Consider the following 24074-nt stretch of genomic DNA (forward strand, 5'->3'; position numbering starts at 1 on the left):
TGGGTTTGCCAGGTATCGACTTACATCGAACGCTTCTCTACCCAACGTCGATATTGGCGGGTGCGAAAGGCCATGGCGAGTTGTTGCAGCACCAGCGCACGCAACGGCGACACGCTCGGATCGGTTTTTTTGGCCCGGCTGAGTTTGCGTAATTGATACTTGACCACCGCCATATTGGCCAAGGCCGCAATGGCCTTGTTTTTCCAGGTGATCGGCGGCAGTTGCGGCGTACTGTCTTTGCCCAGCAGCCAATCACGGGGCAGGTGCGGATCGATGGCCAGCGCCGTGCCGATCCCCACCATGTCCACGCCACTCTGGACGACCATTTCAGCGATCGGACGTCGCCGCACTCCCCCTGTGACCATGACCGGCATCCTGGCGACGGTGCGGATGTCACGCGCAAACTCAACGAAATAGGCCTCGCGCGCCAGGGTACGACCGTCACGGGCTTCGCCCTGCATGGCCGGCGCCTCGTAGCTGCCGCCTGACAACTCCACCAGATCCACCCCCAGCTCGTTGAGCAGTTCAACCACCTTCCGGGCGTCGTCGGCGGTGAAGCCTCCCCGTTGAAAATCGGCGGAGTTGAGTTTGACCGCCACCGCAAAATCGGCAGACACCACGGACCGTACCGCCTTGACGATTTCCAGCAGCAGGCGCGCGCGGTTTTCCAGGGAACCGCCCCATTCATCGGTTCTTTGATTGGTCAGCGGCGAGAGGAACTGACTCAGCAGATAGCCGTGTGCGGCGTGGATCTCCACACCAGTGAACCCGGCCTGCTCACCCAGACGCGCGGTACGGGCGAAACGCTGGATGACATCATCGATCACACTCGCAGTCATCGCGTGAGGCGTTGCGAAACGTTTGGACATCTTGCCCAGGTCCAGCGGTATGGCCGAGGGTGCCCAGGTTTTCTGCCCGAGGTTTGCCTGCATCTGGCGACCAGGGTGGTTGATCTGCAACCAGAACTGCGCGCCGCCGGAACGGCCAATCCGCGCCCAGCGCTTGAACTTGTCCAGTTGCTGCTCATTTTCCAGCACCACACCGCCGGGCCCGGTCATGGCACGGCCATCGACCATCACGTTGCCGGTGATGATCAGGCCCGCACCACCCTCGGCCCAGGCCTGATACAGGCGCATCAGTTCTTCGGAAGGTGCCTGGTCGGCATCGGCCATATTCTCTTCCATGGCGGCCTTGGCGATACGGTTCTTGATGGTCGAACCGTTGGGAAGCATCAGGGTATCGAACACATTCATGGGGGTAGCCCTCAGTGGAGATGGAGCCACCTTAAGATTGAAGTGAACTTGAAGGTCAATAGCCTTTTTGCAACTTCACCCAAGAATCTTTACTCGATGCTCAAGGCGCCCGAGCCGGGCAGCTTGGTCACCAGATCAGCCCCCAGCAGCTTGGCGGGCGTGTAGGCACCGCCCGTCGGACGCACCTGCAACAGATGACCGACCACACTCAAGGCGGCATGAATCGTCAGGCTGTAGACGTTGGTGGTATGCACCCGCGCGACCTTGCGATCGCCCCGAGCGTTACGGGCCTCGCCCCACACATAGGTGCCTTGGTCGGCACGTTTTTGTTCGTCCGGGCCTACCACTGTCTTGCCGATGCGCTCCTTGAGCAGCCTCTGTACCCAGGGCCACCCCAGCAACGGGCGGATGAGGTTGGCGAATCTGGCACCGCGGATCATGCCGGCAGAGCCCGGTATGAACACTTCGATATTGGGTATGCCGGTGGTGTGATAGGCCGTCGAGATATCGCCCCAGGGAATAGTCATCGAAAGTTTCTCACCGGCGCCGAAGTCGATACGCCGTACCCGATACGCCAGCGGCACCGAGACGATCCTACCGTCACGACGGACCTTGCCGCCCTGCGCCATGCCCTCGATGGAGGTCTTGGCAGTACCGGGCGAAAAGCTGGAACGGGAATCGAAGCCCAATGCCAGGTGCGTGGCATCCGGCAGCGCGTCTTTCAGTGCGGCGGCGACACAATCGGTCGGGACTACGTCGAAGCCGACGCCGGGGCAAATGACCACCCCCGCGGCTCGCGCCCGCTCATTCAGGGATTGGGCATGTTCGAATACGGCGATCTCGCCGGTGATGTCCAGGTAGTGCGCACTGGCCCGCAGGCAGGCTTCGATCATCGGTGCCGCGGTGGCTGAAAACGGCCCCGCGCAATGCAGCACCAATCCAAGTCCCTTGACCTGCGCAAGCAAGCGCGCATCGTCATCCAGCCCGAACACCCGGGCCTCGAGGCCCAGTTCCCGGGCCAAGGCTTCGACCTTGTCGCGATTGCGCCCGGCCAGCACCGGCCTGAGCCCGCGCTTGACGGCGTCGCGAGCGATCAACTCGCCGGTATAGCCATTGGCGCCATAGATCATCCATTTCATCTGCGTATCCAGGTTGTCTTGCTGACTCATGCGTTGCTCCAGACTGGATTGATAACGTGCGTTATTGCCTTGCCCCTTGCGCATCAGACGCTAGCGTTAAAGTCAGGTTGAGGGTCAAGCAGAAGTACGAGCGCATCCGCGGAAATTATTTGCCGTCGCGGGGTTGACCTTAAAGCCAGGTTTAAGGTGAGCATGCGCCGAACTGCTCGCCTGATGAAGCCGGAATGATGATCAAGCCCCTTGTTTCCTGTGTATTGATATTGATAGGTGGTGCTTTCATGACGATTGCCAATGCTCAGCCTAATTCCTCGATGGCAGGTTCCAGGGAGCACCAGATACTGGTGATCATGACCAACCACGCCAGCTATCCCTCACGCAGCGATACCACCGGGTTGTGGCTGACGGAGCTGACACATTTCACCGATGTGGTGGAGGCTGCCGGCTACACCACAGTATTTGCCAGCCCCAAAGGGGGCGCGGCGCCTCTGGACGAGCGGAGCCTGGGGTGGTTGTACATGGACAAGGCCGCCCGGCAGCATTTGCAGTCTGCAACCTTTCGCGCTCGGCTGCAGAACACGCTGCCGAGCGCTGATGTGGACCCTTCCCGCTTCAGCGCCATTTATTTCACCGGGGGCCACGGGGTCATGTGGGACTTCCCCAACAACCCAGATCTGCGGCGCGTGGCCGAAACCATCTACAACCAGGGCGGCATCGTCTCAGCCGTGTGCCATGGCGTAGCGGCTCTCCTGGATCTGAAAGATGACCAGGGCCGGTTGATCATCAAAGGCAGAAACATCACCGGATTCTCTGATCGCGAAGAGTGGCTATCGGGAATGAAAAGCCAGGTGCCCTTCTTCCTTGAGGACCGGCTCGTAAGCCAGGGCGCGCGTTACCACAAGGGCTGGCTGCCGTTCACTTCCTTTGCCCTGACTGATGGAAGACTGGTGACCGGCCAGAACCCGCAATCGCCTCGGGCCGTAGCTGAAGCCGTGACCGCCGCGCTCTGCGCGAGCGACGTAACTCGCTGCCCCTCAGGGTCGATCCCGGCCCCTTGAAAAAGAGCGACTGAAACTTGCAACCGAGCTTTCGACTGCATTGCTGTTCAACCCATTTGCCAACGCAGCGTTGGCGCAGACGCCTGAAATGCCCAGTCCGACCGACACCACCCTCATCGATATCGCCGGCCATCAGGTGCCCGTCGTCAAAGGCGGTCTCTACGACCGCTTTCGGTCCAACCCGCCACTATCGGTAATCGCCGCCGAAATACCAGGCGTTGATCTGAGCTGGTTCAAGAGCCTGGAAAAGAACAAGGTCGAGATAGGCTTCCAGTCGTTTTCGCCCAACTTCTACTACCAGAACAGCCAGGTTACGGCTGTCTACACGGCCGACCTCGACCGGCTCCGGGTGCTGATGCCGACCGAACTGGCAGCAACGGTGCAACCGCTGCAGATCTGGCCGGGGCGTGGCCTGATCGCGTTCACCGCGTATACCTACGAGCATTGCGATAACGACGCCTACAACGAGGTGGCCGTGTCGATCATCACCAACAAACCCGGCAAAGCCAACCTGGGTCCGCTCACATTGATTGGCCAGTCAATCTCGGGAGACTTCTGGGGTTACGTGCTCAAGTTGCCGGTCAATACAGAGTTGGCACGGGTACGCGGTGTCGTCGGTTACAACCTGCCGAAGTGGCTGACCGGCATTGACCGCAAAGAGAGTGCGCAATCGGTGGTCTATGACATCACCGACAGCCAGACCGGCAAGCTGGACCTCTCCTTCACCGCGAAAAAGCTCGAGAAGTTATCCCGCAATGTCAAAATCATCACCAACAGTTTCACCAACCTCGATCACCAGGGCCAACTGGCCTACGGATATGCTGTTTCCCGCCAGCTCAGCCACGGTTCCAGCCGTGACGCCGATGCGGCCATCCTCAGATTGGGCGACGGCAGCCTGTCGAACTACATCCGCTCCCTGAAGCTGGGGAAACTGCTGAAGTACGAATACGTACCGCAGTTCCAGAGCGCACTCTATGCGCCAAAACCGCTCGCTACGCTGGTTGGCGAGCGCTGAGAGCCGGGACGCCCGTCAGGCCCCGTACGCCTGGCGGGTGGTTCTCTTCCTGGCGGCCCCTGCCGCACGTTTGCCCGAAGCAGGCGCCACGCCCTCTTCGCGCAAACGATTGATCAGCATTTGCGCATTGTCCGCACACGCCATGCCCTCGGGTTTGCCCTCGATGCCCTTGATGACCAGCAGCAGTTGCTCCTTGTTCTGGGCCAGCCGCTGCTGCAGGACTTCAATTTCCTCGACCTTTTGCTTGAGGCCACCCAGCAACTGATCGTGTTGCCAGCCACTGGCATTCATCGGCATCAACTGGCGGATTTCATCCAACGAAAAGCCCGCTGCCTGGGCGCCGGTAATGATCTCGAGAACCCATTCGGTATCCGGTGCGTAATCGCGATATCCATTTGCCTTGCGCTCGACCGATTTGATCAGGCCACTGGCCTCATAGAAGCGGATGCGAGAAGGCGCCAACCCGCTGATTTTCGCCAATTCACCAATTCTCATACCTCACCCCTAAAAACCGTTGACCTTGAAGTTGACTTTAAACCTAAAGTCATAAAGCGGCCAAGCTGCCCAGGTTCGATGCATTGCTCCACCGTCATGGGCTCATGGGTAGACGCAGATCAATCGACAAACACAGCCTCTGCAACACCTATGGAATGGGCTGCACTTCGTTCATCAGGGCCAAGGCCGAATCTCGAGTCGGTCGAGGCCATACCTTCACTCGGGAGATACGAACATGGGATACGTCACTACGCGGGACGGTGTTGAAATCTTTTACAAGGACTGGGGGCCAGGTGATGCCCAGGTCATCTTTTTCCATCATGGATGGCCGCTCAGCGCAGACGATTGGGACGCGCAGATGCTCTTTTTCCTGGACCACGGCTATCGGGTCGTTGCCCACGACCGACGGGGGCATGGGCGCTCCAGCCAGGTCTGGGACGGCCACGACATGGATCACTATGCCGACGACGTTGCCGCCGTGGTCGACCACCTCGGCGTACAAGGCGCCGTCCATGTCGGACACTCCACAGGCGGGGGTGAGGTCATCCATTACATCGCGCGCCACGGTGAAGACCGGGTGTCGAAGGCCGCCATCATCAGCGCCGTGCCGCCGCTGATGGTTCAGGCTCCGAACAATCCTGGCGGTTTGCCTAAATCGGTTTTCGACGACCTGCAGAGCCAACTGAAAGCCAACCGCGCACAGTTCTATTACGACGTTCCGGCAGGACCTTTTTACGGCTACAACCGCCCAGGTGCGAAACCGTCCGAGGGCATCGTGTGGAACTGGTGGCGACAAGGCATGATGGGCTGTGCCAAGGCACACTATGACGGAATCGTGGCGTTTTCTCAGACCGACTTCACCGAGGATTTGAAGGGCATCAAGATCCCCGTACTGGTGATGCACGGGGACGATGACCAGATCGTGCCCTATGAAAATGCCGGAGTTCTGTCCGCCGGACTTCTGCAAAACAGCATCCTGAAAATCTACCCCGGCTTCCCCCACGGAATGCCGACAACTAACGCCGATACCATTAACGCTGATCTACTGGCGTTCGTGCGTAGCTAAACCACTGGGGCGGGTAAAGACCCGCCCTTGCTGGCTTAAAACCAGTAAATCGCCGGGGCAAAGACCGAGTCGCCGCCCTCGCCCGCGAGCCACGCTCAATGAAGTTGCAAGGCAGCTAAATAGCCGCCCTCGGAAAACACTGGACTACGAAACACCCGCCGAACGATTTAGCCCATCTGTTGCATCGACCGGTTGAATCCACAGCCAGAAGCGGTCACTGCATAAACTCGGCGCACGCGAACCGGCAAACCGGAACGCCTGCGGTGTCCACGCTCTGGAAAAAGACTCAGGTGCCCAAGTACTTTAACAACAGGGCCAACACCCAATCCTCTTGCGAGGCCAATGCCGTGCTGATCTCCTCGCATCTCCCATTCAGAGACAGCAGGTTGCCAGCCAGTACTTCTCCACTGGACATGCACATATCCAAAACAATACTAAAAACCCCGTTACCTACCTGCTTGCTTTCAAAAACAAGCTCAACCTCTTTAGGGAAGATCGTCACGTAGACGAAGAGTATTCCATTCGCGTATGTGTAGTGGCCATGATTTCTTTTGAGTAAAACATTCTGGCTTTTCGAAGCCTTCACATAAACATTATCTAGAAACCTTTGAAGGATAAGCAAAGGCTCTGGCTTTTCAGTGCTCATTGGGTTTCCTTGCGAGCAGTAGACTTCAACACGCCATTCTAACCAACATCGACGGCGCCCGAGCTGCACGATGCGCAAGGGCGGCCATCTGCGGGTCATTGCCCTCTGTGATGAGTAGTTGTTCTTAGCTATCAGCTTACCAGCCCAGGGCCTCGCCCCCCCCCCCCCAACAACCAGCTCGCCAAATGCAACCAAGGTAGCGAGAATAGGACCTCGAACCCCTACCTGAATCTGCACTGACCGCTTTCGGCCGATTGCTGCTGCACGATAAGAGTAAAAGATGGAGCTGTATGATGATTGATAGCCTGGAGGTTCAAGAGTTCGATTACCTTGAACAGGCGTTACTTGAAGCGAGCGTGCCTTTCAGTGAAATAACACGTCAGTACGCACGCTATTTGCTCAGTCTGATCGACGGCGGTGTACTTGCTAGCATTTCCACCCCTAAGTTGAAAGTGCTGATTCCATACATCGAAAAAAGCATCCAGCGAGAACCTATAGAAAGCGATGGGGATCTCCGGAGAAGGCTTGTACTAGAACTCTGGACGGTAGAGCAACAGCACCGTAAATCAGATGAAGACTTTGCGAACCTCATACGCTGTGTACTTTTTTGCTTTGCAACAGAAGAGTGCTGGATAGAGGAAGGCACTGGGGACGCGACGCCTATCTATCTTTATTTTCTGGCTCTAAAAAAAATACTACCTGGCACAAGAAAAGCCTTTATCAAAGGCTTTCAAGATTTTATTGCAGCCAACGGGAAATACACGTTTCACGAATAGATCGGCCCGGCCGGGCATCTTTAGATTCACTGCGCTGAAACGCCGCCAGACGGGCCTTGGCGGGCCGAAACTCTCGAAACCGCCGGGATGTTCGCCATTCCTCGCGGTATATCTTAAAATGCGCGGTTGCCGAAGAACCGTCATGACCATAGCCATGAAAGGCTTCCATTCTTTACAGATAAGTGTGGTCAAGATGAACAAGCCTTTCATTACACTGTGCCCTGAAATTACTCGGGCGCACGCGCTGACATTGATGGATTGGTTGGAGGATGAGCGCGTTACCTGCTTTCTGAGCGATTCGCGTCACGTCTCCCGCTCCATCGAACAAGTCATCGATCGGACTCAATTGCCGGTCCTGACCCATCTATTCAACCGGGACGGCCGGTTCTTCATGGCCTATGACCGGCATGACGTCCCGGTGGGCTTTGTCCGTCTGGTCAAGACCGGCTCCAATTGCGAGATAGTCCTGGTCATCGGAGACAGCGACAAATGGGGCCGGAACCTGGGCGCCCGCACCATCCGCGAAGGCATGAAACTGGCCTTCCTCGACATGCGGGCCGAGAAGCTCATCGCCAAGATCCACCCGGACAATACGCGCTCGCTGAAAGCCTTTCAGCGCAGCGGCTTTGTGCTTGAAAGCGAAACGCCGACATTGAAATCATTTTCCATGACGGCCGAGCGCTATCTCCAGTTCTTGCGCAAAGGTACCGTTGTCGACTCCACTGAGATCTACATCACTGAAATCGACAAGGCCAGGCTCGAGAGCCTGATCGTGTTCGAGCAAGGCCCGACGATTGTTGAACTCGAACATGAGCTTGAGCGAGCCATTGTCGTCAAGCCCCAGCAGGTGGCGCGCAACGTCATCACGATGAACTCCAGGGCCTTGCTGCAACTGGACGACGAAGAGATCGAAGTGGCCTTGGTCTACCCTGAAGACGCGGACAGCACCGCAGGGAAGCATTCGGTGTATTCCGATATAGGCGCCGCCATCCTTGGCTATCAGGAGGGGGACACCATCGACTGGCGAATCTCTGATCGCACCCGCCGGATTGAAATCAGGAAAGTGCTTTACCAGCCGGAGGCTGCGGGGGATTTCCACCTGTAATTGCGAACTTTGCTTAGTGTTCGACCATCAAGCGCGAGCGTTTCCCAGAGGACAGCGCCTCGCGCTCCAGGCGTGAGCACCCCACCGCTTCGACACCTCCAATAGGTGCCCGTAATACTGGTGCCAAAGGGTGCCGAGCAGATCTCCCTCAGGCGCTCCGCATCTCGTCGCTACAACTCAAGAGCTCGATTGAAACCCGGGTTATTCAGGTTGCCGCGGCCTGCAGACTTGGCATGTACCTGGCCACCGCCTTCGAACCATGCGAACCGATGTCGCCGGCTACAGCGACTTGGCTGGTGCAGCGATCCCTTCCGATCGTCTAAGGAGTGGACATGCTGTTTTCCAGATACAGAAAAAGCGCTCACCCCGAGGGTATTAAAACCTCGTGACATATTCGCTGGATTGCTTATGGCGGGGTATTTTGTAATAAATTTGCAACATAAAAAACATGCTGATAATTTTTAAATATGGAATATCCCATCACATAAGAATATTCCTATTTTAATGAAAAATATGATTGCGCCATTGACACATTTATATTTTTTTGTCTGAAAAAACAGGAGTAACGGATCTGTGGGTTAGCCCGCTGAAAGGAGAACTCTGCTATGAAACTACACCACTCACTATTTCTAGCACTACCACTACTTGTGTATTCCTCGCTCTCATTGGCGACACCAAACTGTGCAATAAAAGAGCAGAAAATCAGAACACAACTCGAGTATGCAACTCACTATGGCAATATTCATCGCATTGCCGGGTTGAATCGCGCCTTGACCAATGTGCAGACCTATTGTTACGACGGCTACAAAAATGGCTATACCGGATACGATTACACCTCTGCGACTAAATCCACCACGCCTTCTCCCACTCCATTGTATGCGCCGATTCGGCATTCTCAAGTGGCGGAAAAGCAGCGTAAAGTAGAAAAAAGCAAGGAAAAGCTGCAAGAGGCACAGCTTAAAGGTAAACCAAGCAAAATCGCCAAGCAGCAGAGAAAATTGGATGAAGCCGAATTTGAACTAAGGCAGGCGCAGTCATTGGAGCAACAACCTGGTTGATGCGAGCAACGTTTAATCTCGGATAAACAACGCTGTAATAGCCTTTATGCCTGAAGGTGACCGATCACTCGGTCACCGAACTGCGCTATAAAGATATTATTTTATTTGTATCTACCTTGCTCATGCCTACATATGAATCACTTCAGCCCCCTTCCATTCGCAAGCTGAACAACTCAGGGTTTCACCGCTACCGCTGCCACCTTCTGGCCTCAGATCGACGATCCAATTGGCCGATTTGATGGCATCCAGGTCACGCACTCAATGGAGAGAACGCTCCCTCAAACGCCAGGCTAAGAACAGGCTATTTGCAGAATCGATCCCCACAATTGCGGAAGCGATTACCCAAATCCCAGGCAATAAAAAACCCCGTAGACGTTAATCTACGGGGTTTTCAAGGGTGGAGGCCGAGGTCGGAATCGAACCGGCGTAGGCGGATTTGCAATCCGCTGCATAACCATTTTGCTACTCGGCCCCAAATGCCCAATGCCTGAAACACAACACTGGACACGTACAAACTGGAACGGCTAACGAGATCAACTTCATCTCGTAACTCTTTGATTTCTAAAGAGTTTTTCGGTTTCCTCGCTGAGGAATGGTCGCAATTATGGACGTGTTTTCCATTCCTGGCAACTCCTATTCGAGATTTTTTCTGCCGGGCTGTTTCTACAGGTTTCCGGGCTGAGCCAATCCGTCGGGCGAACAGCCTGGTGTTCGCCAACGAGGCGGGATGATTGCACAAACCCATCCAGATAGCTGCCCCCTTCTGTGTTTGCCCACCTACCCGATCGGGTTATGGCGTGGGCCGGGGCGCTCGCGGACAGTTACGCCAACGGCTCGACCCGGGCTCCTTCCATCACGTTCAAGGCGGAATTGAAGTATGCGTACAGCTTTCCCTGCGATGTTTGGCGTGGTTCTGGCACTGACGGCGACTTGGGCCCAGGCCGGTGAGCCTGGAGACAAGACCCTGCGCCTGTACAACTGGTCGGACTATATCGGCGAGAACACCCTCGCCGGGTTCGAGAAGGCCACCGGGATCAAGGTGATCTACGACACCTTCGATTCCTATGAAACCGTCCAGGGCAAGCTGCTGCCGGGGCGCTCCGGCTACGACCTGGTGGTGCTCAACGCGGCCCTGGTGCCGCCCTTGATCAAGGCGCGGGTGTTCCAGCCGCTGAACAAGGCTTTGCTGCCCAGTTGGCAGAATCTCGACCCGCAGGTGCTCAAGAGCCTGGAAAGCTACGACCCGGGTGTGCAGTACTCGGCGCCCTATACCTGGGGCAGCAATGGCGTGACCTATAACGTCGACAAGGTCCGTGAGCGCATGCCGGACGCGCCCATCGGTTCTCTGGCCATGCTCTTCGACCCCAAGGTGGTGTCGCGCTTCGCCGATTGCGGGGTGACGCTGCAGGATTCGCCCACCGACATTCTGCCGCTGGTGCTGGCTTACCTGGGGCGCAATCCCAACAGCGCCGCCCCCGAGGATTTGAAAGCGGCGCAGGATGCCTTGATGGCGGTGCGCCCCTATATCCGCAAGTTCGACTCCACCAGCTACCTCAATGGCCTGGCCAATGGCGACCTGTGCGTCAGCGCCACCTGGTCCGGCGACTACGCCACGGCCCAGGCCAGGGCCAACGAGGCCGGGGCACCGGTCAAGCTCGACTATTTCATTCCCAGGGAAGGCTCGCTGATCTGGTTCGACGATTTCTATATCCCCGCCGACGCGCCGAACGTGGCCAGCGCCCATGCCTTTATCCAGTACCTGCTGCAACCTAAGGTAATGGCCGAGGTCAGCGACTACATCCGCTACGCCAACGCCAACCTCAAGTCCACGCCACTGTTGAGCGCCGAGGTGCGGGACAACCCGGCGATCTACCCCGATGCCCAGACCCGCGAGCGGCTGTTCACCCAGAAGATCCAGACGCCCGCCAGCACCCGGCTGATCACCCGTACCTGGAACATGGTGAAGATCGGCAAGTGAGCCCCCCCCCGAACCCACAGACTTTCCACCCCATATTGCTACCCGAGGTGAAGCCCATGGCTATCCAACCCGACGCCTTCTTCCAGCAGTTCGACGATTCGAAACTGGTGGCCGCCGACAAGGCGCACTACATGCACGGCTTCCATATGTTCGACGAACACCGCGAGCAGGGGTCGTTGAATATCGCTGCCGGCGACGGCGCCTACATCTATGACACCGCCGGCACCCGCTACCTGGATGCCGTAGGCGGCATGTGGTGCACCAATATCGGCCTGGGCCGCGAGGAAATGGCCGAGGCCATCGCCGACCAGGTGCGGCAACTGGCCTACTCCAACCCGTTCTGCGACATGGCCAATGTCAGCGCCATCGAGCTTTGCCAAAAGCTGGCAAGCCTGGCCCCAGGGGACCTGAACCACGTGTTCCTGACCACCGGCGGCTCCACCGCGGTGGACACCGCCTACCGCCTGGTGCAGTTCTATCAGAACAGTCGCGGCAAGCATGAGAAGAAGCACGTGATCTCGCGGCACAACGCGTACCACGGCTCCACCTTCCTGACCATGTCCATCGGTAACAAGGCCGCTGACCGAGCGCCTGAATTCGACTTCATGAGCGACCTGTTTCACCACATCTCCTGCCCCAACTACTACCGGGCGCCGGCCGGCATGAGCGAAGCGGACTTCCTGGAGTTCCTGGTAGCGGAATTCGAAGACAAGATCCTCACCCTGGGCCCGGACAAGGTGGCGGCGTTCTTCGCCGAACCCATCATGGGCTCCGGTGGGGTAATCATTCCTCCCGAGGGTTATCACCGGCGCATGTGGGAAATCTGCCAGCGCTACGACCTGCTGTATGTCGCCGACGAAGTGGTGACCTCCTTCGGCCGCCTGGGTGCTTTCTTCGCCTCCGAGGAAGTGTTCGGCATGCAGCCGGACATCATCACCACTGCCAAGGGCCTGACCTCGGGCTACCTGCCCCTGGGCGCGTGCATTTTCTCCGAGCGCATCTGGCAGGTCATCGGCGAGCCGGGCAAGGGTCGCTGCTTCACCCACGGTTTCACCTATAGCGGGCACCCGGTGAGTTGCGTCGCGGCGTTGAAGAACATCGAGATCATCGAGCGGGAAAACCTGCTGGCCCATGTCGAAGAGGTCGGCGTCTATATGGAGCAGCGCCTGCAGACCCTGGCCGAACTGCCCCTGGTGGGCAGCGTGCGCTGCAAGCGGCTGATGGCCTGCGTCGAATTCGTCGCCGACAAGCGCACCAAGGCGCTGCTGCCCGACGGGCTGAACATCGCCGAGCGCATCCATCTGCGGGCCCAGGCCAAAGGCTTGTTGGTGCGCCCCATCGGCCATCTCAATGTGATGTCGCCCCCCTTGATCATCACTCGCCAGCAGATCGACGAAATAGTCGCCACCTTGCGCGACTGCATCCTCGAAGCCGCCGCCGAACTGCGCCAGAACGGCCAGTACCTGGGCCAATGACCCCTAGCCGCTGGCAGCACGAATATCGGCCCGGGGTCTTACCGGGCCTGCGCCCGACCGTTAGACTGCCGGGCATGAGCGCACCAGCAAACACTTCTACCGCCCCCCTCAGCCTCCCTGCCCTGCAGGCCTGGCACGCCTGCCTGGCCCAGGCCTTCGGCAGTGTGGACGATGGCACTTTCCTGCAGCACCTGGCGACGGCGCTGAACGCCCTGACGCCCATCGAATCGATGATGATCAGCCTGGAACGCAAGGGCCTGCCACCGCAATTGCTGCATGAACGGGGCATAGTCGGCGCCTACCGCGACGAGATCATCAACCGCTACTTTTCCCGCGGTTATTTGCTGGATCCGTTCTGCCTGGCGGTGGAAAACGGCCTGGCCGAAGGTTTCTATCACCTGTCGGAAATCGCCCCGGACGACTTCTTCAGCAGCGAGTACTACAAGACCTACTACCTCAAGACCGGGGGCGCGGAAGACAGTTACTACATCGTCGACCTCGATCCCCAGAGCAAGATTTCCCTGTGCATGTTCCAGGGCCTGAGCGGCGAGCGCTTCGCCAGCGAACCCCTGGCGCTGCTGCGGGCGGTGGAACCGCTGGTGCGCGAGCTGATCCGCCGTTTCGGCAGTGGCGGCCTGCAATCGCTGTTGCGCCAGGCCAGTCAGGACGAACTGCCCGCCCCGGCACCGGCCAACTTCAACCAGCAGATCGAAGCGGCGTTCATGAGCTTTGGCCAGCCACTGCTGACGGTTCGCGAGCGCGAAATTGCCCACCTGATCCTGCGGGGGCACTCGGTAAAATCCACGGCCAAGGTGCTGGAGATTTCCCCGGAAACCGTGCGCATGCACCGCAAGAACCTCTACACCAAGCTGACCATCAACTCCCAGGCCGAGCTGTTCGCGCTATTCATCGACTGGCTGACCCAGCCCGCACCCACCAGCCAAAGCCCCCTGTAGGAGCGAGCGTGCTCGCGATGCACTCAAAAACGCCGCGGTCACTGAGTGAACGCGGCGTTTTCGTTGACGATCTTCGCGAGCAAGCTCGCTTCTATGGCCTTTCCATCAGCGAGCGGCCCAGGCGTTGAAACGCTGCTCCAGCTCCTCGCCATGATCGACCCAGAACCCCGCATCCACTGCCCTGGCGCCCTTCAAATTGGCTTCGAAGGTCGGCAGTTGCCGCTGCACCGCCTCAGGCAGCAACGGCAGCGCCTGACGATGCACCGGCCCGTAGGGGATGTTTTCAGAGAACACTTTCTGCGCCTGGGGCTGGCTGGCGAACAGAATGAAGGCTTCGGCCAGGGCCTTGTTCGGCGAGCCCTTGACCACCGCCCAGTACTCCGGGTCGTACAGGCTCTGGGGCCAGAGGATACTCAGCTGCATGCCCTCCTTCTGGGCCATGGCAATGCGCCCGTTGTAGGCTGCGCTCATCACCACGTCACCGGCCACCAGCCACTGCGGCGGCTGAGCCCCGGCTTCCCACCACTGGATGTAGGGCTTGATCTGGTCGAGCTTGGCAAAAGCCCGGGTCACGCCCTCGGGGGTGTTGAGCACCTGATACAACTGGGCAGGCGCCACACCGTCGGCCAGCAAGGCAATTTCCAGGGTGTACTTGGCGCTCTTGCGCAAGCCGCGCTTGCCGGGGAAGTCCTTGAGGTTCCAGAAATCCGCCCAGGACTGCGGCGCCTTCGCCAGCTTCTGCGGGGCAAAGGCCATGACCATCGACCACACATAAGTGGCGACCCCGCATTCGGTCAACGTGCCGGGCACGTACTGCGCCGGGTCCCCGAAACGGGCCAGGTCCAGGGGTTCGAACAGACCCTCGTCACAGCCACGCAGCAGCTCCGGGCTCTCCACTTCGACCACATCCCAGCTGGTCTTGCCGACATCGACCATGGCCTTGATCTTCGACAGCTCGCCATTGTATTCGCCGGCCACTACCCGGGCCGCCCCGCTCTGGTTGAATGGCTGGAAGTAGGCCTGCTCCTGAGCCTGTTTGGTGGCTCCGCCAAAGGAAATGACCGTGAGGTTCTGCGGCTGGGCGTAAGCCCCGGTGCACAGCAAGACCCAAGACAACGCAACGCCGCAACGCAAGGTGTTGGACATGAAACCCATCCTCAAGAAAGCCGGCTCGCCCGCACGAACCCGCACAACAAGAGCCTGGAAGCGACCGTATGCAACGGGCGGTACAGCACCAGGCACTACGAGTCTTGGTCAGCGGCGCAAGGGCTCGCGCGGCGCAGGCCGCGTAGCCGGATCATCACCGTTGCGGGCTCTGCGGCCCTGATCGTTTGGTGTAGTGGCGACCCGTCCGGAGCAACCGGCCGTGGTCATGCGCGAATGGCAGTTCATCGCTTGCTCCCTGTTGTTTTTGTAGGAAGAACAAATCGATCGGCAGTGCATCGCAGGAGCGCCCGTGGCAGTCGGGCAGGCGGATGCAGGGGTTCATTGTTTCCATAACCCGGGGCGTTGCGAAACGAGGTTTTTGTGAGGCACAGGCAAGGGAAAAGCTGCCTAGAGGACAGCCGGGGTAAAAAAGCCGCAATCGGGCCAGCCGGCATAACGCAAAACACCCCGCAGGCATATCACGCCTGCGGGGGTACCTTGGTCGATCAGGGCTTCAGTCCAGCAGCACCAGCAATCCCGAGATTACCCCGATGCCCAGCACCGCCGAGAGCAGCATGCTGCTGGACACCTCGGTTTCGTAGGTCTTGTAGCGCGAGGCCAGGATGAAGACGTTCACCGCCACCGGCAGCGCCCCCATGATCACCGCGATCTTGATCAGGAAGTCGCTGAGGTCGAACACATAACGGGCCGAAACGAACACCAGCACCGGCAGCAGCACCACCTTCAACAGCGCCAGGGCCAGGGAATCCCCCTGGATCAGGTTGTGGTTGCGGTGCACCGCGAAGGCCGCACCCAGGGCTACCAGGGCCAGCGGCCCGGTGGCGTTGGTCATCTGCGTGGCAAAGATCTGCAACGGGCCGGGCAACTGCCACTCCAGCAGGATGAACAATCCCGCAAGCGCCACCGCCAGGATCAGCGGGTTACTGACAATCGAGCGCAGAGTGGTGAGCAATACACGGGCCAGATCCGGCCGGGCCTGAACCTCCTGCTGGGCAGTGAGCTCCATGAGCAACGCCCCGCCTGCCAGGATCACCAGGTTGTCGGCCATGGTAATCATCAGGGTCGGCAGCGCCGCTGCGTCACCGAAGGCCATGACCATCAGCGGCAGGCCCATGTACCCCACCACCCCCGAGATCGAGGACAGCCCCCGCAGGCCCGCCACCCTGGCGTTGCCGCCCCAGATCAGCCGGCCACCGACGACGGCGATGATGAAGGTCACCAGGCAGGCCAAGTAGTAGGCGCTCAGCAGGCTCCAGTCCAGCTCGCCGTGGTCTCGGGTGCCCAGGGTCTTGATGAAGATGAAGCACGGCAGGAACAGCCAGAACACCACCCCCACCAGGCCGTTCACCGTGTCCTTGGCGATCACCCCGATCCGCACTATCCAGTAGCCGGCGAAGATCATGGCAAACAGCGGTATCACCACCGTAAAGACCTTATCCATGGGCCGCACGCCTGCGGAAAATGCGCTGCTCGGCATACACCGCCAGCTGGCGAGGGGTGTAGGTGGACGCGCGATAGAAATCCATTACCCCGCCCATCACCTGCCGGTACTGGGACTCGATATGGGGTATGGACGCCTGCATCTCGTTTTTCAGGCTGTCCACTATGGCCCACAGCTCCTGGTCGGCAATAGCCCCTACATCCAGCCCGGCCGAAGAATAGTTCTCCAGAGCCTGCCGTAAAGTCTGCGGATGCAGGCCGACATAGTTGACGAAATAGCCCTTCTCATCATTGGTTTCGAGAAAGTCCGGAATATTCAGGACGCCGTAGTTGGAAAGCGTTTCAAACTTGCCACTCACCGCACGATAGATACTGGGCAATTGCAAAAACGCCTCTTCACACTGATGTGCGGCGCTGATCAGGCCCGGCAGATCAAGTTCCAGGGAGCCCAGTTTTATATTGTTGGCCTGGCACAACTTCACAACTTGTTCCAGTGGGGCAATACCGGAACGATTGCCAAAGCCGGCCAATGACCCTTCAACCATCTGGAAGCCCGAATGAATGGCCTGCATGGTATTGGCCAGCGCCAGCCCGTTGTCATTGTGAGCATGCAGGCAGAACACCAGTTGAGGGAAATCCTTCACCAGCCTGGAACACAGCCATTGGGTCACGTGAGGCTGCAATGAGCCCACGGAATCGTTAATCCTGATGATCTCCACACCCAGGCCGGCAGCCCAGTCAATCTGCCGGCAGATTTCCTGGTAACTGCGGTTCGACACCCCATCACGGAAGTTGTTGAGCACACTGGCCTTGAACCTGACCGCGCCGATACTGCGAAAGGCCTCGATGGCCCGTTCGAACTCCCCGGTGCTCTGCCGATAGGTGATCATGCCGAAGCTGAACACGGTATCGGCGATCCACTGGCGATGGGCTTCCCGAGCCTTGAAATAGTCGAAAGCGGTTTCCCAGCAGTTGAGCAGAATAATGAAGGTGGCCCGGGTGTCGGCCGGCAGCTCACCGGCGTCCCGAGCCAAATGCAGACGGTCCCAGACCAGGGGTTCCTCAGGGCCGCAACCCACCACGAAATCCCTCAAGCCTGCCGCCACCATGGATTTGAGGATTGCGACCTTGGCCTCTACCGTGATCGGAAAGGCAGTACGTTCAATGCCTTCTCTAAGCGTTTCATCCACCAGATGCGGGACCGAGTAATCACAATAGCGAATTCCATTTTCAACCATCATTTTTATGCTCCTTGCTGATTGTTTTACTTGCCTGCTCATTGAGTTGAGACATCAAATTAAAACCCAACAATCAACACACGATATAGCAACAAACAAAAACTCGACCTAAGACAATTCTTAAAAGACAAAACAACAAACAATCACAAACAAACTACAAAAACATTAAAAACCATTGACTGGATATTAACGACAAAACAACTTCACAAATTAAACAAGCAACTAACTCAGTGGCAGGCAACACACTAGAAAACTTCAGTATTCCACTCGCTGCCCGTCAACATCCGGCCACTGGCCTGCGAGCCCGCCCTAGAGCGCCTGCCGGTCAGCGCCAGGTGAGGCTAGAATCAGTTCCTTTCTCCCCCGCGACCCGACGAGATCCGTTCATGAGCTTCGATTTCGATACCCTGCACCCCCGTCATGGCACCGGCAGCACCAAATGGAGCCGCTACCCCGAGGATGTCCTGCCGATGTGGGTGGCGGACATGGATTTCGCCGTGGCCGATGGCATCCTTCAGGCCCTGCGTCAGCGCCTGGAGCACCCGCTGCTGGGCTATAGCGTGGCCCGGGACGAATTGCGCGAGGCGGTGGTCGCCGACCTGTGGGACAAATACGCCTGGCGCGTCAGGCCCGACGAGCTGATTTTCCTCCCCGGGGTCGAGCCCGGGTTCAACATGGCCCTGCACGCCTTCGTCCAGCCGCAGCAGAAGGTGGTGCTGCAAACCCCCAACTATCGCCCCCTGCGCCTGGCCCCGGGCAACTGGGGCCTGGACAAGATCGAAGTGCCGTTCCAGCTCACCGTCGACGGCACCTACGACACCCCCATGGATGCCCTGCGCCAGGCCTTGCAAGGCGCCGGCGCGATGCTCCTGAGCAACCCGCACAACCCCCTGGGCAAGGTCTTCCCCCGGGACGAACTGTTGGCGGTGGCCACTGCCTGCCTGGACCAGGGCGCGTTGATCATTTCCGACGAGATCCATGCCGAGTTGTGCTTCGACGGCCGCCGGCACATCCCCACCGCCTCCCTGAGCCCGGAAATCGCCCGGCGTACCATCACCCTGATGTCGGCCAGCAAGGCCTACAACATCGCCGGGATGAAGACCTGCTTCGCCATCATCCAGGACCCTGCCACCCGCCTGGCCTTCAACAATGCCCGCGCCGGCATGGTAGACAGCGTCAGCCCCCTGGGCCTGGAAGCCACCCTGGCCGCCCTGACCCACGGCGGCCCCTGGCTCCAGGCCCTGCTGGGCTACCTGCAGGCCAACCGCGACTACCTGCTGCACGCGGTGCAGACCCGCCTGCCCGGCATCCGCATGCACGCGCCCCAGGGCACCTACCTGGCCTGGCTCGACTGCAGCGCCCTGGGCCTCGACGACCCCCACGCCTTCTTCCTCGAGCAAGCCAAGGTCGGCCTCAGCGCCGGCCTGGAATTCGGAGACGACTGCGGGCAGTTCGTGCGCCTGAATTTCGGCTGCCCGCGGGCCTTGCTGGAAGACGGCATCCAGCGCCTGCAGGACAGCCTGCAACGACGCTGATTCTGCAACCCCACTTCGTCCCCGACACCGCAGCCGCCAGATCCCCCTGGCGCTGCGGCCCGCCCCCCAGCCTCGCCCCGCAACTGCCCACCGGCCCTTCGGCGCGCCGCGCCTTGACGCGCGAACAGTGGATCCATAAATTCCCTTCACTGGATCCAAAACCCCTATAGCAGCCGATTATCGAACACTAAATCAGCATATTTGTTTGACACCCCCAGAGCGCCAACCATTTAATGGATCCATTAAATAAAAACAACAAACGCCTGGAGAGACGTCATGTACCCCAAGAATGCCTGGTACGTTGCCTGCACCCCCGATGAATTGCAGGGCAAGCCCCTGGGCCGGCAGATCTGCGGCGAACACATGGTGTTCTACCGCGCCCATGAAGGTCGGGTAGCCGCCGTCGAGGATTTCTGCCCCCATCGCGGCGCGCCGCTGTCCCTGGGCTATGTCGAGAACGGCAACCTGGTATGCGGCTATCACGGCCTGGTGATGGGCGGCGACGGCAAGACCGTGGAAATGCCCGGCCAGCGGGTGCGCGGCTTCCCCTGCAACAAGACCTTCGCCGCGGTGGAGCGCTACGGTTTCATCTGGGTCTGGCCCGGCGACCAGGCCCTGGCCGACCCGGCGCTGATCCATCACCTGGAATGGGCCGACAACGATCAATGGGCCTATGGCGGCGGGTTGTTCCACATCCAGTGCGACTACCGGCTGATGATCGACAACCTGATGGACCTGACCCACGAAACCTACGTGCATGCCTCCAGCATCGGCCAGAAGGAAATCGACGAGGCGCCACCGCAGACCACAGTAGACGGCGATCAGGTGGTCACCGCCCGGCACATGCACAACGTCATGCCGCCGCCCTTCTGGCGCATGGCCCTGCGCGGCAACCAGCTGGCCGACGACGTGCCGGTGGACCGCTGGCAGATCTGCCGCTTCAGCCCGCCCAGCCATGTGCTGATCGAAGTCGGCGTGGCCCATGCCGGCCACGGTGGCTACGACGCCCCTGCGCAGTACAAGGCGTCGAGCATCGTGGTGGATTTCATCACCCCCGAAAGCGACACCTCGATCTGGTACTTCTGGGGCATGGCGCGCAACTTCACCCCCCAGGACCAGGCGCTCACCGAGAGCATCCGCGAAGGCCAGGGCAAGATCTTCAGCGAGGACCTGGAGATGCTTGAGCGCCAGCAGCAGAACCTTCTCGCCCAGCCCCAGCGCAACCTGCTCAAGCTCAATATCGACGCCGGCGGCGTGCAGTCGCGCCGGGTACTGGAGCGGCTGATCGCCCAGGAGCGCGAGCCCCGGGAACCCTTGATCGCCACAAGCCGTTAACCCCCCGAACCCGACAGGCTGGCGGCCCGGATGCGGCCACTGGCGAGGACCGATGATGATCGACGTACTGGTGGCCGCGCGCCACGACGAAGCCCTGGACATCTGCAGCTTCGAACTGGTCGCGGCCGACGCAAGCCCCCTGCCCGCCTTCAGCGCCGGCGCCCATATCGACGTGCATCTGGCCAACGGCCTGGTGCGCCAATACTCCCTGTGCAACCACCCCGCAGAGCGCCACCGCTACCTGATCGGCGTGCTCAAGGACCCTGCCTCCCGCGGTGGCTCCAGCAGCCTGCACCAGCAACTGGAGGTGGGCACGCGCCTGCGCATCAGCGAGCCACGCAACCTCTTTGCCCTGGAGCACGCAGCACGGCGCAGCCTGCTGTTCGCCGGCGGCATCGGCATTACCCCGCTCCTCAGCATGGCCGAACAGCTGGCCCACAGCGGCGCGGATTTCCAGCTGCACTACTGCGCTCGTTCGGCCCAGCGCGCGGCCTTCGTCCAGCGCTTGCAGGCCTCGCCCTTTGCCGAGCGGGTGAGCCTGCATTTCGACGAACAACCGGACACCGCCCTGGATATCGCCCAGGCCCTGGCCGGGCCCCGGGACGACGTGCACCTGTATGTCTGCGGCCCCGGTGGCTTCATGCAACACGTGCTGGACAACGCCCGGGCCCAGGGCTGGAAGGAGCAATGCCTGCACCGCGAATATTTCAGCGCTGCGCCCATCGACCACAGCGCCGACGCCAGCTTCGCGGTGAAGCTGGCCAGCAGCGGCCAGGTGTTCCAGGTACCGGCCGATCGCAGCGTGGTCCAGGTGCTGCAGGACCAGGGCATCGAAGTGCCGATTTCCTGCGAGCAAGGGATCTGCGGCACCTGCCTGACCCGGGTGCTGGAAGGGGTACCGGAGCACCGCGACCTGTTCCTCACCGAGGACGAGCAGGCGCGCAACGATCAGTTCACGCCCTGCTGTTCCCGGGCCAGGAGCCCGCTGCTGGTGCTGGATCTGTAGAGCCTCACTGCGGGCGCAGGATCAGCCTCATGCGCTCGTCGGCCACGGCCGAGCCGAAGATCTCGGCATAGCGCAAGGTGGCGTTGGCATGCTCGCGCATCAGGGCCTCGGCCCGCGCACCCTGGCCATTGACCAGGGCATCGAATATCGAGTGATGCTGCATGTGGGCATAGTTGAAGCGCCGGTATTCCCGGGCCATGTCCTGGCGGTCTACTGCCAGGGCGGTGACCGAGGCGAACGGCAGGTGGTCGTTGCGCGCCAGGGCATCGGCGATCGCCGGGTTGCCGCTGCCCGCCACGATCACCTGGTGAAAACGCATGTTGAGGTCGTGATAGAGCTCCAGGTCCTCTTCGTTGACATAGCCCTTGTCGAACAGCGCATCGCCCTCGACCAGGCAGCGTTCGAGAATCGCCCGGCCCTCGGCCGACAGCCCGCGCTCGGCGGTCTGGCGCGCCGCCAGGCCTTCCAGCACCCCGCGCACCTCCACCGCCCCGGCGATGTCTTCGGCGCTCACCGAGCGCACCTGAAACCCGCGACCGCCGAACCGCACCAGCAGGCCTTCCTGCTCCAGGGTGCGAAAGGCCATGCGCACCGGCATGCGTGACACCCCGAACAGCTCGGCGGTGGGCACTTCCATCAAGCGCTCGCCTGCCGCCAACTCGCCCGAGGCGATCATCTTGCGCAGCGCGACCAGCACCGTTTGACCGGGTTTGCTCATCCGGGCAGCTTCCTGAAAACGTGGGCGGCCATAGTAACGCAAGCCCCCCCGCAACACGCACCCCGAGATTGCCGTAGCCATACGAAGCAGCACGAAACAGCGGCTACCTTGTAGCCGCTGCCGAGCCTCGGCGAGGCTGCGCAAAGGTCCGCAGGACCTTGCCTGGCGATCTGCCGCCGGACCTCCAGCGCCCGTGGAATCGCTGCGTCTGCTGCGTCGGAATGCCGCCCAAGCCGTTCGCAGCCTTCGGCAGCGGCTACAGGGTTTTCAGAGCGACAGCGGGTAGCTGACAATCAGCCGGGTCTGGTCGAAGTCGCTGTTGAAGCTGCGTCGGTTGGTGGCGTTGTTCAGCCGCAGGCTGAGGTTCTTCAAGGTGCCGCTCTGCAGGGTGTAGCCGATCTCGGTATCGCGCTCCCACTCATGGCCGTCATTGCCAACCTTGGTGGTGGCGCTGTCGCCACGACCGTAGCGCACCATGGCCAGCAGCCCGGGAATCCCCGAGGCGGCGAAGTCATAGTCATAACGCACCTGCCACGAACGCTCGCCGGCGTTGCTGAAGTTGCCGTTGAACATGTCGTTGCCCAGGGTCCGGCCGCTGCTGCCGTAGACCGACATCCAGGGGCTGTCGCCGCTGACTTTCTGCAACCCCAGGTACAGCGTGTGCCCGGCCCGGGAGGCGGAGAACAGACCATAGGCGGTGTGGCTGTTGACCCGGCCGATACGCGCGCTGCCATCGTCGCGGTCGATGAAGTAGCCCAGGTTCGCCCCCAGGGTCCAGTCCCCCAGCGGTTGCTTGTGCAGCAGGTTGAAGTAGCTCTGGCGGTAGATGTCCTCCAGCTGCGAATGCCAGACCCCGAGCAAGGTGCGCTGCTGGTTGAAGCGGTATTCGGCACCGGCGTAGTTGAAGCCGTCGGACTTGACCCCGGGCGCGGCCCAGGCCGAAAGGTCCTGCATGTCCGAGGAGTTGCGCAGGCTGACGGCACGGTACTGCCCGGCCTGCAGCCCCAGGCCGCTGATCTCTCGGGAGACCAGCATGGCCCCGCGGAAGGTCTGCGGCAGCAGGCGGCCGTCGTCATAACGCAGCAGTGGAATGTCCGGCAGCAGCTCGCCGACCTTGAACTCGGTGGCGGAAATCCGCGCCTTGAGGGCCGCTCCGGCGCGACCGAAATTGTCCGCGGCGCGCCCGTCGTCGTGCACCGGCAGCAACTCCGAACCGCTAGTCTCGCGACTGCTGTCGAGCTTGAGGCCGAACAGGCCGATGGCGTCCAGGCCAAAGCCCACGGTGCCCGGGGTGTAGCCGGAGCTGAACTTGAGGATAAAGCCCTGGGCCCACTCCTCGACCTGGCCCTTGGGCGCGTCATGGTCACGAAAATCCCGGTTGAAGTAGTAGTTGCGCAGCAGCAGGTCGGTCTTGCTCCCCTCGAAAAAACCGCTGTCGTCGGCGGCCCAGGCGGGCACGCACAGGCCCACGGACAAGCAAGCCCCCACCAGGGAACGGCACTGCATCGGATGACGGGTGTTCATTATTATTGTTCTCCGCTTTTCATAGGCGCAGCCGTGCCCGACAGGCCGACAAGGGCCCGCGCGCTCACGGATGCTCAAAAGCCCGGCCAGGGCG

Annotated in this window: 21 protein-coding genes and 1 tRNA gene; 12 read left to right on the plus strand and 10 right to left on the minus strand. The window is 60.2% G+C overall.

The genetic code is table 11. The annotated features are described in order from the left end of the window. Positions 1–20: 20 nt before the first annotated feature. On the minus strand, positions 21–1253 hold the full coding sequence (locus AC1RMG_RS18265; RefSeq protein WP_011061734.1) for an NADH:flavin oxidoreductase/NADH oxidase family protein: 1233 nt from the start codon (positions 1251–1253) through the stop codon (positions 21–23). Between the two features lie 89 nt (positions 1254–1342). After that, positions 1343–2422: a saccharopine dehydrogenase family protein gene (locus AC1RMG_RS18270; RefSeq protein ID WP_493169814.1), complete on the minus strand. Its 1080-nt coding sequence runs from the start codon at positions 2420–2422 to the stop codon at positions 1343–1345. A 194-nt stretch (positions 2423–2616) separates the two neighbouring features. On the opposite strand from AC1RMG_RS18270, the gene AC1RMG_RS18275 reads away from it, so the two are divergent. Both AC1RMG_RS18275 and AC1RMG_RS18280 read left to right on the plus strand, forming a co-directional pair. Beyond that, positions 2617–3447: a type 1 glutamine amidotransferase domain-containing protein gene (locus AC1RMG_RS18275; RefSeq protein WP_401154125.1), complete on the plus strand. Its 831-nt coding sequence runs from the start codon at positions 2617–2619 to the stop codon at positions 3445–3447. Positions 3448–3535: 88 nt separating this feature from the next. Further along, positions 3536–4462: an acetoacetate decarboxylase (ADC) gene (locus AC1RMG_RS18280; RefSeq protein ID WP_401154534.1), complete on the plus strand. Its 927-nt coding sequence runs from the start codon at positions 3536–3538 to the stop codon at positions 4460–4462. 15 nt (positions 4463–4477) lie between these two features. Here the strand turns inward: AC1RMG_RS18280 and AC1RMG_RS18285 are convergent, their stop codons facing one another. Continuing rightward, positions 4478–4957, minus strand: a complete 480-nt coding sequence (locus AC1RMG_RS18285) for a MerR family transcriptional regulator (RefSeq protein ID WP_019092743.1) — start codon at positions 4955–4957, stop codon at positions 4478–4480. Positions 4958–5192: 235 nt separating this feature from the next. Between AC1RMG_RS18285 and AC1RMG_RS18290 the strand changes: the two genes are divergently transcribed. Then, entirely contained in the window at positions 5193–6023 is an 831-nt protein-coding gene (locus AC1RMG_RS18290) for an alpha/beta fold hydrolase (protein WP_401154123.1), read from the plus strand. A gap of 286 nt (positions 6024–6309) precedes the next feature. On the opposite strand, the gene AC1RMG_RS18295 is transcribed toward AC1RMG_RS18290, so the two are convergent. Beyond that, positions 6310–6669, minus strand: a complete 360-nt coding sequence (locus tag AC1RMG_RS18295; protein ID WP_125063882.1) for a hypothetical protein — start codon at positions 6667–6669, stop codon at positions 6310–6312. Positions 6670–6962: 293 nt separating this feature from the next. Between AC1RMG_RS18295 and AC1RMG_RS18300 the strand changes: the two genes are divergently transcribed. From AC1RMG_RS18300 to AC1RMG_RS18310, 3 genes are all read left to right on the plus strand, one after another. Next, entirely contained in the window at positions 6963–7445 is a 483-nt protein-coding gene (locus tag AC1RMG_RS18300) for a hypothetical protein (RefSeq protein ID WP_342403142.1), read from the plus strand. A 142-nt stretch (positions 7446–7587) separates the two neighbouring features. Beyond that, entirely contained in the window at positions 7588–8550 is a 963-nt protein-coding gene (locus AC1RMG_RS18305) for a bifunctional GNAT family N-acetyltransferase/nucleoside diphosphate kinase regulator (RefSeq protein WP_493169817.1), read from the plus strand. A 605-nt stretch (positions 8551–9155) separates the two neighbouring features. Next, entirely contained in the window at positions 9156–9608 is a 453-nt protein-coding gene (locus AC1RMG_RS18310) for a DUF1090 domain-containing protein (protein WP_262212046.1), read from the plus strand. A gap of 398 nt (positions 9609–10006) precedes the next feature. On the opposite strand, the gene AC1RMG_RS18315 is transcribed toward AC1RMG_RS18310, so the two are convergent. Next, positions 10007–10080: transfer RNA gene (locus AC1RMG_RS18315), tRNA-Cys, on the minus strand. A gap of 405 nt (positions 10081–10485) precedes the next feature. Between AC1RMG_RS18315 and AC1RMG_RS18320 the strand changes: the two genes are divergently transcribed. The 3 genes from AC1RMG_RS18320 (at position 10486) to AC1RMG_RS18330 (ending at position 14017) form a co-directional block, all read left to right on the plus strand. Continuing rightward, positions 10486–11586 (plus strand): polyamine ABC transporter substrate-binding protein, encoded by a 1101-nt coding sequence (locus AC1RMG_RS18320; protein ID WP_493169819.1) that lies wholly within the window; start codon positions 10486–10488, stop codon positions 11584–11586. A 56-nt stretch (positions 11587–11642) separates the two neighbouring features. Next, positions 11643–13061 (plus strand): aminotransferase, encoded by a 1419-nt coding sequence (locus AC1RMG_RS18325; RefSeq protein ID WP_011061747.1) that lies wholly within the window; start codon positions 11643–11645, stop codon positions 13059–13061. 74 nt (positions 13062–13135) lie between these two features. Then, positions 13136–14017: a helix-turn-helix transcriptional regulator gene (locus tag AC1RMG_RS18330; RefSeq protein ID WP_093403747.1), complete on the plus strand. Its 882-nt coding sequence runs from the start codon at positions 13136–13138 to the stop codon at positions 14015–14017. 105 nt (positions 14018–14122) lie between these two features. On the opposite strand, the gene AC1RMG_RS18335 is transcribed toward AC1RMG_RS18330, so the two are convergent. The 3 genes from AC1RMG_RS18335 to AC1RMG_RS18345 form a co-directional block, all read right to left on the minus strand. After that, entirely contained in the window at positions 14123–15163 is a 1041-nt protein-coding gene (locus AC1RMG_RS18335; protein WP_011061749.1) for an ABC transporter substrate-binding protein, read from the minus strand. A 514-nt stretch (positions 15164–15677) separates the two neighbouring features. Next, positions 15678–16625, minus strand: coding sequence for an AEC family transporter (locus AC1RMG_RS18340; RefSeq protein WP_077934337.1), 948 nt, complete (start codon positions 16623–16625; stop codon positions 15678–15680). Beyond that, positions 16618–17865 carry a hydroxymethylglutaryl-CoA lyase-like TIM-barrel protein gene (locus AC1RMG_RS18345; RefSeq protein WP_194237705.1) on the minus strand — a complete coding sequence of 416 codons (1248 nt, stop codon included), beginning with the start codon at positions 17863–17865 and terminating at the stop codon, positions 16618–16620. Before AC1RMG_RS18345 ends, AC1RMG_RS18340 begins: the two co-directional genes overlap by 8 nt. Before the next feature lie 383 nt (positions 17866–18248). Between AC1RMG_RS18345 and AC1RMG_RS18350 the strand changes: the two genes are divergently transcribed. The 3 genes from AC1RMG_RS18350 (at position 18249) to AC1RMG_RS18360 (ending at position 21738) form a co-directional block, all read left to right on the plus strand. After that, on the plus strand, positions 18249–19397 hold the full coding sequence (locus AC1RMG_RS18350) for a MalY/PatB family protein (RefSeq protein WP_443691668.1): 1149 nt from the start codon (positions 18249–18251) through the stop codon (positions 19395–19397). Between the two features lie 276 nt (positions 19398–19673). After that, complete coding sequence (locus AC1RMG_RS18355) at positions 19674–20732, plus strand: Rieske 2Fe-2S domain-containing protein (protein WP_493169822.1); 1059 nt, start codon at positions 19674–19676, stop codon at positions 20730–20732. A 55-nt stretch (positions 20733–20787) separates the two neighbouring features. Next, positions 20788–21738 (plus strand): PDR/VanB family oxidoreductase, encoded by a 951-nt coding sequence (locus AC1RMG_RS18360; protein ID WP_493169824.1) that lies wholly within the window; start codon positions 20788–20790, stop codon positions 21736–21738. Between the two features lie 4 nt (positions 21739–21742). Here the strand turns inward: AC1RMG_RS18360 and AC1RMG_RS18365 are convergent, their stop codons facing one another. Both AC1RMG_RS18365 and AC1RMG_RS18370 read right to left on the minus strand, forming a co-directional pair. Beyond that, positions 21743–22456 (minus strand): GntR family transcriptional regulator, encoded by a 714-nt coding sequence (locus tag AC1RMG_RS18365; protein WP_011061753.1) that lies wholly within the window; start codon positions 22454–22456, stop codon positions 21743–21745. Positions 22457–22723: 267 nt separating this feature from the next. Then, positions 22724–23962 (minus strand): OprD family porin, encoded by a 1239-nt coding sequence (locus AC1RMG_RS18370; RefSeq protein WP_401018483.1) that lies wholly within the window; start codon positions 23960–23962, stop codon positions 22724–22726. Positions 23963–24074: the final 112 nt, after the last annotated feature.

Source organism: Pseudomonas sp. GW822-FHT04H02, assembly GCF_058800645.1.

Coding starts and splice junctions, on each gene's coding strand:
- AC1RMG_RS18265 (WP_011061734.1), bottom strand. CDS start 1,253: ATGAATGTGTTCGATACCCTGATGCTTCCCAACGGTTCGACCATCAAG.
- AC1RMG_RS18270 (WP_493169814.1), bottom strand. CDS start 2,422: ATGAGTCAGCAAGACAACCTGGATACGCAGATGAAATGGATGATCTAT.
- AC1RMG_RS18275 (WP_401154125.1), top strand. CDS start 2,617: ATGATGATCAAGCCCCTTGTTTCCTGTGTATTGATATTGATAGGTGGT.
- AC1RMG_RS18280 (WP_401154534.1), top strand. CDS start 3,536: ATGCCCAGTCCGACCGACACCACCCTCATCGATATCGCCGGCCATCAG.
- AC1RMG_RS18285 (WP_019092743.1), bottom strand. CDS start 4,957: ATGAGAATTGGTGAATTGGCGAAAATCAGCGGGTTGGCGCCTTCTCGC.
- AC1RMG_RS18290 (WP_401154123.1), top strand. CDS start 5,193: ATGGGATACGTCACTACGCGGGACGGTGTTGAAATCTTTTACAAGGAC.
- AC1RMG_RS18295 (WP_125063882.1), bottom strand. CDS start 6,669: ATGAGCACTGAAAAGCCAGAGCCTTTGCTTATCCTTCAAAGGTTTCTA.
- AC1RMG_RS18300 (WP_342403142.1), top strand. CDS start 6,963: ATGATTGATAGCCTGGAGGTTCAAGAGTTCGATTACCTTGAACAGGCG.
- AC1RMG_RS18305 (WP_493169817.1), top strand. CDS start 7,588: ATGACCATAGCCATGAAAGGCTTCCATTCTTTACAGATAAGTGTGGTC.
- AC1RMG_RS18310 (WP_262212046.1), top strand. CDS start 9,156: ATGAAACTACACCACTCACTATTTCTAGCACTACCACTACTTGTGTAT.
- AC1RMG_RS18320 (WP_493169819.1), top strand. CDS start 10,486: ATGCGTACAGCTTTCCCTGCGATGTTTGGCGTGGTTCTGGCACTGACG.
- AC1RMG_RS18325 (WP_011061747.1), top strand. CDS start 11,643: ATGGCTATCCAACCCGACGCCTTCTTCCAGCAGTTCGACGATTCGAAA.
- AC1RMG_RS18330 (WP_093403747.1), top strand. CDS start 13,136: ATGAGCGCACCAGCAAACACTTCTACCGCCCCCCTCAGCCTCCCTGCC.
- AC1RMG_RS18335 (WP_011061749.1), bottom strand. CDS start 15,163: ATGTCCAACACCTTGCGTTGCGGCGTTGCGTTGTCTTGGGTCTTGCTG.
- AC1RMG_RS18340 (WP_077934337.1), bottom strand. CDS start 16,625: ATGGATAAGGTCTTTACGGTGGTGATACCGCTGTTTGCCATGATCTTC.
- AC1RMG_RS18345 (WP_194237705.1), bottom strand. CDS start 17,865: ATGATGGTTGAAAATGGAATTCGCTATTGTGATTACTCGGTCCCGCAT.
- AC1RMG_RS18350 (WP_443691668.1), top strand. CDS start 18,249: ATGAGCTTCGATTTCGATACCCTGCACCCCCGTCATGGCACCGGCAGC.
- AC1RMG_RS18355 (WP_493169822.1), top strand. CDS start 19,674: ATGTACCCCAAGAATGCCTGGTACGTTGCCTGCACCCCCGATGAATTG.
- AC1RMG_RS18360 (WP_493169824.1), top strand. CDS start 20,788: ATGATCGACGTACTGGTGGCCGCGCGCCACGACGAAGCCCTGGACATC.
- AC1RMG_RS18365 (WP_011061753.1), bottom strand. CDS start 22,456: ATGAGCAAACCCGGTCAAACGGTGCTGGTCGCGCTGCGCAAGATGATC.
- AC1RMG_RS18370 (WP_401018483.1), bottom strand. CDS start 23,962: ATGCAGTGCCGTTCCCTGGTGGGGGCTTGCTTGTCCGTGGGCCTGTGC.